Source organism: Candidatus Binataceae bacterium, from assembly GCA_035500095.1.
GTDB lineage: Bacteria > Desulfobacterota > Binatia > Binatales > Binataceae > JAKAVN01.
On record DATJXN010000036.1, the window covers coordinates 1 to 10,319 of the forward strand.

Here is a 10,319-nt window from a genome sequence, read left to right on the forward strand (position 1 = left end):
GTCGTAGCGAGATGATCGCGTCGATCCCGCTGCGCGCGATATACTGTTGCGTGGGCGTTGCCTCCGGACCGGGACGCGGCGCCGAGCGGAGAAAAACCGGGCGCGATGGCTAGCCCAGGCAGGCGGAGGAGGGGATCGGCGGCGGCGGCGCCGGCGGGACGCGTGGGCCGTGCGCTCAGGCGGCTCGGCGCACGGCGCGCGGCCGTGGGGGCTTTACTGCTCTTTCTCTTCGGCTGCGGGTTCTACCTGGCCGAACTTTATGACGGGATCTCGGCGCTGATCGAACAGCGCGAAGCGGCGCTGACCTCGGCCGTTTACTCCGCGCCGCTTAAGATCGAACGCAGCGACGACCTCGCAAAGCTGCATCTGCTCGACCGTATCGGACGGCTCAGCTACACCCGCGTCACCGACCCGACCCATCCCGGCGAATACGCGCTGATACCGGGCCGCGTGACGATCTACCTGCGCGGCTTTCGCGAAGGGATGACCGAGCGTCCTGCGGCGCTGGTCCATCTGACGCTCGCTGGCACCGTGGTCGAGGGTGTGGCGGACTCCTTCGGCGCGGCGATGCCCGCGGCAACGCTGGAGCCCGAAGTCGTCGGCCGGCTGCTGCCGGGCGCGCTGCCGGAACAGGTCGAGACGGAACTCAGCGATGTGCCGCCGTACCTGGTGCGCGGACTCCTCGCGACCGAGGACCGCTACTTCTATTATCATCCGGGATTCGACCCGATACGGATGATCGAGGCGGCGATCGCGGATTTGCGATCGCATCATCTGGGCCAGGGCGCGAGCACGCTTACGCAGCAGCTCGCGCGCACATTTATCGACCGCCACGAGCGCACGTTCGCGCGCAAGGTGCGCGAGTTGGCCGTGGCGCTGGTGATCGAGATCCGGCTCAGCAAGAACCAGATTCTCGAACGCTACATAAATGACGTTCCGATGGGCGCGTACGACGGCACGCCGATCACCGGAATGCCTCTCGCTGCGCGCGACTTCTTCAACAAGGACCTGCACGAGGTCACGCCGGCAGAGGCCGCGACACTGATCGGGATGATCCGGGCCCCGACCATGTACGATCCGCGCCGCCATCCTGACGCATGCCGCGCCCGCCGCGACACGGTGCTGGCCGTGATGCGCCGCGACAACGTGATCGACCCGGCCCAGTACGCCGAAGCGGCTGCCGCACCGCTAATGATCGCGAAGCTGCCGGGGCTGCGCCGCGCGCCCTATTTCAACGACTATGTGATCTCCGAGGTCGAGCGGATTCCAGGCTTCAACGGCAACCTGGCCGGGCTCAAGGTTTATACCACGCTCGATCCGGAGATGGAGCAGACGGCGCGCGAGAGCGTGGAATCGAATCTCGCACGGCTCGAAAAGCTGCATCCGCATTTGCACCGCGCCGCGCGCGGCGAGGAGCTCGAGGGTTCGCTGGTCGCGCTCGACGCGCGCACCGGCGCGATTCTGGCGATGGTCGGCGGACGCGACTATTCGACCAGCCAGTTCAACCGCGTAACCCAGGCCGAGCGCCAGCCAGGCTCGGCCTTCAAGCCTATCGTCTATCTGAGCGCGCTCGATCCGTCGCGCTCGCCGATCGGCCAGCCGGTCACGCTCGCCTCGCTGCTGCCGGACCGCCCAATGTCGTTCAACGGATGGACGCCGGTCAACTACGAGCGCACCTACCAGGGCACTGTCACGGTAGTCGAGGCGCTGGCCGAGTCGCTAAACGTGCCGACCGCATACCTGGGGAGCCTGCTGGGACCGCGGACGATCGTGGCGACGGCGCATGAGATGGGCATCAACGAGGACATCCCGGCGGTGCTGCCGATTTCGATCGGCGCCGCAGAGACCACGCTGCTCGAGCTGACCGGGGCCTACCAAATTTTTGCCGACGCCGGAATCTCGCGGCCGCCCTACGCGCTCGAGGCCGTGTACGACGCCAAGGACCATCTGATTTACCGTCACGTTCCGCATCAGTTGGCGCTGGTGAGCCCGCAGGCCGCGTATCTCGTAACCGGCGCGCTCGAACAGGTGGTCAAGTGGGGCACCGGTGCAGGCGCGGCCAAGATGGGGCTCGACTTTCCGGCCGCCGGCAAGACCGGCACGACGCAGGACTATCGCGACGCATACTTCGTCGGTTACACGCCGCGTGTCGTTTGCGGCGTCTGGGTCGGATTCGACCATCCGCAAAGCCTGGGCGCGCCGGGCGCCACGGCGGCGCTTCCGGCGTGGGTGAGTTTCATGACCGGCGTCACGCCGCATAGCTCGCCGCCGTTTGCAGTGCCGCCGGGAATCACGATGGCGACGATCGATCCGCAAAGCGGAGGGCTCGCGACCAGCGGATGTCCGCGCACCGCCACGGTGCCGTTCTTAACCGGCACCGCGCCGACGCAGATCTGTCCGCTGCACGGCGGTCTCGCCCCCGCGCCGACCCTGGTAGCGGGTCCGAGCGGCGTGCCTCCGCCGCCGGCCCCGGGTGTGGCGCCCGCTCCGGGAACGGCTCCGCAGCCGGCGTCCAACGGAGTCCTCGGCGCGCTCGGAAATTTCTTCGGTTCGCTATTCAGTCACTGAGCGCGCCCGAGATGCCACGCGCTTCAAAGCGAGCCGGGCACGACGGATAAAAAAATGCGCGGTAGCGAGGGTCGGTTAACTCGCTACCGCGCTCCGGAGGAAGAGCGGGCCGCCGACCCGGGGAGAGATCGACCGCCCGCGGGGAAGGCTTTTTTATCTTCTACAGACCACTCGCCAGGCTCTCGGCTGCGGCGGGCGCGCGTAACGCTGGCCGGTTCAGCTTCGAGACGCCGGCTTCGAGATGCCAGCGCTGCCTTGAGCGTCAGATACTAGCGCCGCAATCGTTACCGGCTTCTGACGGATCGGGAAGGCTTTGATTAAGAGCGTGAAAAGATTCCATGACGGGAGGCCGCGCCGATCAGCGTTCGTCGTCGCCGCCGGAATCGCCGTTGCCGGAATCGTCGTCGTCGTATCGCCCGGATGCTTCATCGGCAACCGGCGATTCGCCCGGCGCAGAAAGCGGCGCGGAGCCCGCCTGCGAGTAGGACGCGAGGCGGCGCGCCACGATGATGAACCCCGAATGGGCGACCATTCGATGCACCGGGCGGACGCTCAGCCCCTTGACGTGCCAGTTGCGCAGCAGCGTCTCGAACGATTCGACCTCGCCGAAGCCGCCGTCGCGCTCGAGCGCCGCGACCGTGTCGCCGAGCTGAATCGCGGTCGGCACGTAGCAGACCAGCACGCCGCCCGGGCGCAGCGCGCGCGCCGCCACGCCGAGCGCCCGTCCGGGCTCCGCGAGATCGAGGAACATCCGATCGACGCCGGTCTCGTCGAAGCCCGCGTAGAGGTCGCCGAGCTTGAGCGTCCAATTCGGCGCCTCGCCGAAGAACGCCGCCACGTTGCGCCGCGCCGCGGCGGCGAAGTCTTCGCGCAGTTCATACGAGATGACGCGGCCGGCGGGCCCGACTGCGCGCAACAGCGCGATCGTGAACGCGCCCGCGCCGACGCCGCCTTCGATCACCGTGGCGCCGGGAAAGACGTCGCCCCAAACCAGGAGCGGTCCGGTGTCCTTGGGATAGATCACCTGGGCCTGGCGCGGCAGATGCGGCACGAGCTCGGCATAGGTCGGGCGCAAAACCATGAAGGTCTCGCCGCCGCTGAGTTTGACGCGCGATCCCTCTTCGATGCCGATCAAGTCGTCAGCGGAAATTTCGCCGCGGATGAGGATGCGCGTGCCGGGGCGCAGGATCTTCAGGTAGCGGCGGCGCTTGCGATCGATGAACAGGACGGCGTCGTTGGGTTTGAGTTTTGCTTCCAAGGGCTTAACGCTTAGACGCTCGGCGCGGCACGTGCAAGGCGCGTTGGCTCGCCGCGCGCACGGACGTTCATCGCGCAGACATTCATCGTGCGGAGATATTGACCGCGTAGTTTTGGGCCGTTTACCCTGTGCTATAGTGATCCGGCAGAAACGGTGTCCTGGCAGTATGAAGCGTATGAAAGAATCGGACCGCGCAAAATCGCCCGCAGCGTCCGTCTGAGGCGGGCCCGCCCCGAGTCACCACCGGTTTGAGAGCCAGGAAGCGAAACCCAAAACCTTAAACAAAGAGAGCGTCATCGGTCATGGCTGAGAAAAAGGCGAAGACGGCGGAGAAAAGCCGCGGCGACGTAGGATACAAACATACCTGTCCGAGCTGCGGCGCGGAGAGCAAGGTAACGATGTTCGCCGGTTACGGCCGGCGCGGATTTTTCCTCGTGTGCGATAAGAACTGCGGCTACGTCGCGCGCACGCGCTAGGGGAGGGGATACCAGCGATGGCCAGGACTCGCAAAAGCAAGACCGCCAAGCGTGACCTGTATCCCAGTTTCGCCGACTCGCCGGACGAGGCCGACGAAGACGCCGACCTCCCCAAAGACGAAGCCGGGCGGCGCAAGATCAAGCGCCAGTACCAGGAGCTCCTCGGCATCCGCATCGAAAAGCTGAAGGGCCGCATCCTCAACCGCGAGCGTATCAACAAGACCATCGACGGCATCTACTTCATCTGCGGCAAGTGCCTCAAGGTATGCCATTCGCTTGACGACGGCCTCCTCGAAGACGCCGACAACCATAACAACCAGTGCGGCAAGTGCGGCAAGGCCCGCACCGCCGCCGCCTGACCGGCGGAAAACCGGGCAGAGATTCCGGACATTGTGAAAGATGCCGCAGCCATCCGGCGCGATGGCGCGGCGGGCCGGGCTGTGCTTTTATTGATCGGATCAAACGATTAAGGGTTTCGCTGTTCCACCGGCGCTGGGCGCGCGCGGCGCGAAGCGGCAGAGGAGCCACGCAGGACCGATGTCCTTTCAGATAATTCGCCCCGACATTGATCTCGATTTCGTCGGCAAGCGCTACTTCTTCGTCGCGCTCTCGACCATCATCAACCTCGCCGCCATTGTTCTGCTGATAACCGTCGGGCTCAACTACGGCGTCGACTTTGTCGGCGGCAGCGTGGTCCAGTTGCAATTCAAGAGCGCGACCGACGGCGGACATATTCGCAGCGCCCTCGAGCCGATGGGACTTGGCGAAGTGACGGTGCAGGACTTCGGCGCCACCGAGCGCCATCAGTACCTGGTCCGTTTCGAGACCGTGAAAAACGTCGGCAGCCTCGGCAAGAAGCTCGAAGAGCAGCTCGACAAATCGTACGGGCCAGGCGCCGCGCAGGTGCTGCGGGTCGAATCGGTAGGCGCCAAGGTCGGCCGCGACCTGCGCCGCAACGGCTTCATGGCGGTGATCTTCGCGACCATCTTCATGGGCATCTTCATCGCCTGGCAGTTCCGCGGCGTGAGCTGGAGCTTCGGCGCCGGCGCGGTTATCGCGCTGACGCATGACGTGCTGGTGGTGGTCGGCGCGCTGGTCATCTCGCGTCTGGAATTCGATCTCACGACGCTCGCCGCGCTGCTGACGGTAATCGGCTACTCGGTCCACGACACCATCATCGTGTCGGATCGGATTCGCGAGGATGCAAGCAAGCGCCGGCGCGAGCCGATCGCGGCAATCATGAACCGCGCGATCAACGAGACGCTCTCGCGTACCATCCTGACCTCGGGCACCGCGATCGCCGTGCTGATCGCGCTGCTCACACTCGGCGGTCCGATCCTGCGCCCCTCGGCCTTCACCCTGCTGGTCGGTTTCATCACCGGGACCTACTCGTCGATCTACATCGCCGGCCCCGTGGTGCTGTTCTGGGAGGGCAAGGGCGGCAGCGGCAGGGGCCGCGGCGCGGTCACGCGCGCGGCGTAAACTTCACGTCTTCGCATGAAATAAAGACCGGGCGGGGATTCTACCAGCTGCGTCTCGCCGCGCCGCCCGCGACAGGCCCCGACGATGTAACGCTGACACTTGCGTTCGAACGGGCCGACGGGCTTGAGCGGGTCGGCTTTCTATGTACGGTCGCGCGCACGATAGCCGGCGCGGCCGACGATTTCGAGGACAGCGGGGACTCCGGCGCCGAGGCGCTTCTCTCGCGGCTGGCTCCATGGTTTGAGCGCGAATTCGAGCAGACGCGCGAGGCCGCGCTGAAGTCGCTGCGCTCCGAGCGCAGGCCCTTCGTGGTGCGCTTCGACCGCGAGCATCCAGGCCCTCTCGCCGAATGAGGGCGAGGCGCCCCGCGCCGCACTGTCGGAAAAATCACGGAATGAAGATGCCGCCCGCCGTTCCTCTCCGGGCAGTCGCGGTCAGGAAACTACGTTCGCGATCGGGAATTATTGGACCGCGAGCGCCGCGCGCAGGATCTTGCGCTGCTCGGTAATTTGCTCGGGCACGCTTGAGCCTAACTTCTTGAAAAACTCTTCCTGCGAATCGAGTTCGACCGCCCAATCCTCGGGTTTGACCGCCATCGCCTGCTTCAGCGAGTCGCCGGCGATTTCGAGACCCGTCAGATCGAGCGCGCCGTCCGCGGGCCGCATCCCCACCGGCGAGCGCTCGGCCGCGGCGCGGCCGGCCACCCGCTCCACAATCCACTTGAGCACCCGGATATTTTCACCGTAGCCGGGCCACAGGAAGCGGCCCTCGCTGTTCTTGCGGAACCAGTTGACCATAAAAACCTTGGGCGGATTTTTCAGCCGGCTCTTCATCTGCAGCCAATGAGCGAAATATTTGCCCATGTTGTAGCCGCAGAACGGAAGCATCGCCATCGGGTCGCGCCGCACGACGCCGACCTTGCCAGTGGCCGCTGCCGTGGTCTCCGAGCCCATCGTCGCGCCCAGGTAAACGCCATGGTTCCAGTCGAAGGACTCGAACACGAGCGGCACGGTCGAAGCGCGCCGCCCGCCAAAGACGATCGCGGAGATCGGCACTCCTTTCGGCGAGTCGGCTTGCGGGGAGAGTGCGGGATTATTGCGCATCGGCGTGGTGAAACGGCTATTGGGATGCGCCGCCGGTTTGCCCGAGTCCTTGCGCCACGGGTTTCCCTGCCAGTCGACCAGTCCCTCGGGCGGTTCGGTGCCCATGCCCTCCCACCAGACGTCGCCGTCGGGCGTCATCGCCACGTTGGTGAAGATGGTGTCGTGCTCGACCATTTTCATGGCGTTGGGATTGGAGTGCGCATTGGTTCCGGGCGCGACGCCGAAGTATCCGGCCTCGGGATTCACCGCCCACAGCCGCCCGTCCGACCCGATTTGCATCCACGCGATGTCGTCGCCGACGGTGGTCACGCGCCATCCGCGAAAGGCCGGCGGCGGCGTCAGCATCGAGAGGTTGGTCTTGCCGCAGGCGCTCGGAAATGCCGCCGCAATATAGGAGGTTTCGCCCTCGGGGCTTTGCAGGCCGAGGATCAGCATGTGCTCTGCGAGCCAGCCATCGGTTCGCCCAAGCCAGCTTGCGATACGCAGCGCGAAACACTTCTTGCTCAGCAGCGCGTTGCCGCCGTAGCCGCTGCCGGCCGACCAGATCGTATTGTCCTCGGGAAAGTGGCACACCAGGCGCCGCTTCGGATCGCAATCTAGGGTCGAATGAAGTCCGCGGTTGAAATCGCCCGACGCCCCCAGCATCTCGAGCGCGGCGGTGCCCATCCGCGTCATCCATCCCATGTTGAGCGCGACGTAAACGCTATCGGTCAGTTCAACGCCGATTCGCGCGAACGGCGAGTCGAGCGGGCCCATAACGTACGGCACGACGTACATCGTGCGCCCGCGCATCGCGCCGTCGTACCATCCCCGCATCCGCTCGTAAGTTTCCCCGGGCGGCATCCAGTTGTTGGTCGGACCGGCGTCGTCCCGATCGCGCGTGCATACGAAGGTGAGGTCCTCGGAGCGGGCGACGTCGTTGGGGTTGGAGCGATGCAGATAGCAACCCGGGCGCTTCGTGGGGTTGAGCGGAATCAGAACGCGGGCGGCGACGGCTTCCTTGTACAGACGCTGGCGCTCGGCTTCGCTGCCGTCGCACCAATGGATGCGGTCGGGCCTGGTCAGGCGAGCCATCTCGTCCACCCATGTGGAGAGAAAACGGTTCGCGTTGGCGCTCTTTTTAGGATCTGCGTTTGTCATTGGGATGTCGGGGATGTCAGAGATTTCGGAGGCGATTTTCGGTCGCGATCCGTTTTGAGCTCGGTTTTAGGCCTTGTGGTTGCAAATGTCAAAATTCAGCCGCAAGTAAGTAAGATTAACTGCCAAAATACCTCACGATAACAATATTACAATAAATCATATCGTCAGGTTTAAAAAACGTCTCGGCCGATGCAAATTGAAGCGGTTGTGCGGACACAATATGCGAAAGTTGTACCCGTGATCGCATTCGCGACTTTGTGTCGATAGGCATGAGTTCGGTGCCCGCAGGCGCATCGGATCCTGCCTTCTCCTGACCTTTCGGTAAGGTTTTTGCGCCAACCCGTGAGCCGGATGGCTCCAAAGCGCTTTGCCTTATAACGCGCGCCGCCGGACGGTGCAGTTGCTTATAGTTCATTTGACATCCCGGCGGGTTAGACCTTATACTCGACCTTGTAAGTCCACTAATTCGAGCGCCAGTATTGCGGCGCTGTTTTCGGGACCAGTGGGCCGCCGATGAGCGTCCGAGAGGGTTCGGGCGAGAGGGTTCGGAATCGATGTTGAAGTTGCCGATCTACATGGACAATCACGCGACGACGCCGGTCGATCCGCGGGTGCTGGACGCGATGCTGCCGTACTTCAGGGAGAAGTTCGGCAATGCCGCGAGCCGCAATCACAGCTTCGGCTGGGAGGCCGAGGAAGCGGTCGACAAGGCGCGCAATCAGATTGCCGCGCTGGTCAATGCCAAATCCAAGGAAATCATCTTCACCAGCGGAGCGACCGAGTCCGACAACGAAGCGATCAAGGGGGTTGTCGAGTTCTACAAGGACAAGGGCAACCACATTATCACCTGCGTCACCGAGCACAAGGCGGTGCTCGACAGCTGCCGCGCGCTGGAACGCGCGGGCAAGGCGACGGTGACCTACCTTGCCGTGGACAAGTACGGGATGGTCGATCCGGACGCCGTGCGTAACGCGCTCACCGACAAGACCGTGCTGATCTCGATTATGTACGCGAACAACGAGATCGGAACGATCCATCCGATCCGCGAAATCGGCCGGATCGCTAAAGAGCGCGGCGTGATTTTCCACTGCGACGCGGTACAGGCGATCGGCAAGATTGCGGTCGACGTCGAGCGCGACGGTATCGACCTGCTCGCGATGTCGGGGCATAAGCTTTACGGGCCCAAGGGCGTGGGCGCGCTCTATGTGCGCTCCAAGGGGCCGCGCGTGCGCCTGACCCCGATTATCGATGGCGGCGGCCACGAGCGCGGGATGCGCTCGGGCACGCTCAACGTGCCGGGAATCGCGGGCTTCGGCGCGGCGTGCGAGATCGCGCGAGCGGAGATGCAGGAGGAGGCGGCGCGGCTGCGCTCGCTGCGCGACAAGCTGCAGGCCGGGCTCTTCGAGCGCCTCGACGAGATCTATCTGAACGGTCATCCGACCGAGCGCCTGCCCGGCAATCTCAACGTCAGCTTCGCCTACGTCGAGGGCGAGTCGCTACTGATGGGAATCAGCGACGTCGCGGTGAGCTCCGGTTCGGCCTGCACCTCGGCCACGCTGGAGCCGTCCTACGTGATTCGCGCGCTCGGCATCAACGAGGAACTGGCGCACAGTTCGATCCGTTTCGGGGTGGGGCGCTTCAACACCGAGGAAGAGGTGGACTTCGTGACCGAGCAGGTCTCGCGCGAGGTCAAGCGGCTGCGCGAGATGTCGCCGCTGTACGAGATGGCGCGCGAGGGAATCGATCTCAAGTCCGTCAACTGGCGGGCGTAAATTCGCAACCAGGAGCTAAGCGGTCATGGCTTATTCAGATAAGGTTCTCGAGCACTACAACAATCCGCGCAACGTAGGCAGTTTCGCCAAGGACGACCCGGATGTCGGTACGGGCGTGGTCGGCGCGCCCGAGTGCGGCGACGTGATGAAGCTGCAGCTCAGGATAAGCGAAAGCGGCGTGATCGAGGACGCGCGCTTCAAGACCTTCGGCTGCGGCAGCGCGATCGCCTCGTCCAGCTACGTGACCGAGCTGGTCAAGGGCAAGCACATCGACGAAGCCATGGCCATCAAGAACACCGTGATCGTGAAGGAACTGAATCTACCGCCGGTCAAAATTCACTGCTCGGTGCTGGCCGAGGATGCTATAAAGGCGGCGATCACCGACTGGCGCAACCGCAAGGGCGCAGACGCGGCCGGCGAGATCGAGCGGAAGTCCGCCGGGGAGAAATCCTCCTAGCGAGCGGGTGGGGCGTCGAAAGAGAAAATGATTTCGCTCTCTGAAAGCGCGGTCTCCAAGATT

Annotated in this window: 9 protein-coding genes; 6 read left to right on the forward strand and 3 right to left on the reverse strand. The window is 64.4% G+C overall.

What is annotated here, in order from left to right:
• Positions 1-204 precede the first annotated feature (204 nt).
• Complete coding sequence (locus tag VMI09_04480; GenBank protein ID HTQ23928.1) at positions 205-2,568, forward strand: transglycosylase domain-containing protein; 2,364 nt, start codon at positions 205-207, stop codon at positions 2,566-2,568.
• A gap of 358 nt (positions 2,569-2,926) precedes the next feature.
• Here the strand turns inward: VMI09_04480 and VMI09_04485 are convergent, their stop codons facing one another.
• Positions 2,927-3,826 (reverse strand): hypothetical protein, encoded by a 900-nt coding sequence (locus VMI09_04485; GenBank protein HTQ23929.1) that lies wholly within the window; start codon positions 3,824-3,826, stop codon positions 2,927-2,929.
• Between the two features lie 302 nt (positions 3,827-4,128).
• Between VMI09_04485 and VMI09_04490 the strand changes: the two genes are divergently transcribed.
• The 3 genes from VMI09_04490 (at position 4,129) to secF (ending at position 5,784) form a co-directional block, all read left to right on the forward strand.
• Positions 4,129-4,302 (forward strand): hypothetical protein, encoded by a 174-nt coding sequence (locus VMI09_04490; protein HTQ23930.1) that lies wholly within the window; start codon positions 4,129-4,131, stop codon positions 4,300-4,302.
• 17 nt (positions 4,303-4,319) lie between these two features.
• Entirely contained in the window at positions 4,320-4,661 is a 342-nt protein-coding gene (locus VMI09_04495; protein HTQ23931.1) for a hypothetical protein, read from the forward strand.
• A 178-nt stretch (positions 4,662-4,839) separates the two neighbouring features.
• The gene (secF, locus tag VMI09_04500; protein HTQ23932.1) at positions 4,840-5,784 is read left to right on the forward strand and encodes a protein translocase subunit SecF; all 945 of its coding nucleotides are present in this window, start codon (positions 4,840-4,842) and stop codon (positions 5,782-5,784) included.
• Between the two features lie 140 nt (positions 5,785-5,924).
• Here the strand turns inward: secF and VMI09_04505 are convergent, their stop codons facing one another.
• A complete protein-coding gene (locus tag VMI09_04505; GenBank protein HTQ23933.1) occupies positions 5,925-6,116 on the reverse strand; it encodes a hypothetical protein in 192 nt (63 codons plus the stop codon).
• A gap of 129 nt (positions 6,117-6,245) precedes the next feature.
• Positions 6,246-8,027, reverse strand: a complete 1,782-nt coding sequence (locus tag VMI09_04510) for a phosphoenolpyruvate carboxykinase (GTP) (protein HTQ23934.1) — start codon at positions 8,025-8,027, stop codon at positions 6,246-6,248.
• Positions 8,028-8,581: 554 nt separating this feature from the next.
• On the opposite strand from VMI09_04510, the gene VMI09_04515 reads away from it, so the two are divergent.
• Together VMI09_04515 and iscU are read left to right on the forward strand one after the other, a co-directional pair.
• Positions 8,582-9,799, forward strand: coding sequence for an IscS subfamily cysteine desulfurase (locus VMI09_04515; GenBank protein ID HTQ23935.1), 1,218 nt, complete (start codon positions 8,582-8,584; stop codon positions 9,797-9,799).
• A 25-nt stretch (positions 9,800-9,824) separates the two neighbouring features.
• Entirely contained in the window at positions 9,825-10,256 is a 432-nt protein-coding gene (gene iscU / locus VMI09_04520; protein HTQ23936.1) for a Fe-S cluster assembly scaffold IscU, read from the forward strand.
• Positions 10,257-10,319 lie beyond the last annotated feature (63 nt).

Coding starts and splice junctions, on each gene's coding strand:
- secF (HTQ23932.1), top strand. CDS start 4,840: ATGTCCTTTCAGATAATTCGCCCCGACATTGATCTCGATTTCGTCGGC.
- iscU (HTQ23936.1), top strand. CDS start 9,825: ATGGCTTATTCAGATAAGGTTCTCGAGCACTACAACAATCCGCGCAAC.
- VMI09_04510 (HTQ23934.1), bottom strand. CDS start 8,027: ATGACAAACGCAGATCCTAAAAAGAGCGCCAACGCGAACCGTTTTCTC.
- VMI09_04515 (HTQ23935.1), top strand. CDS start 8,582: ATGTTGAAGTTGCCGATCTACATGGACAATCACGCGACGACGCCGGTC.
- VMI09_04490 (HTQ23930.1), top strand. CDS start 4,129: ATGGCTGAGAAAAAGGCGAAGACGGCGGAGAAAAGCCGCGGCGACGTA.
- VMI09_04495 (HTQ23931.1), top strand. CDS start 4,320: ATGGCCAGGACTCGCAAAAGCAAGACCGCCAAGCGTGACCTGTATCCC.
- VMI09_04505 (HTQ23933.1), bottom strand. CDS start 6,116: ATGCTCGCGGTCGAAGCGCACCACGAAGGGCCTGCGCTCGGAGCGCAG.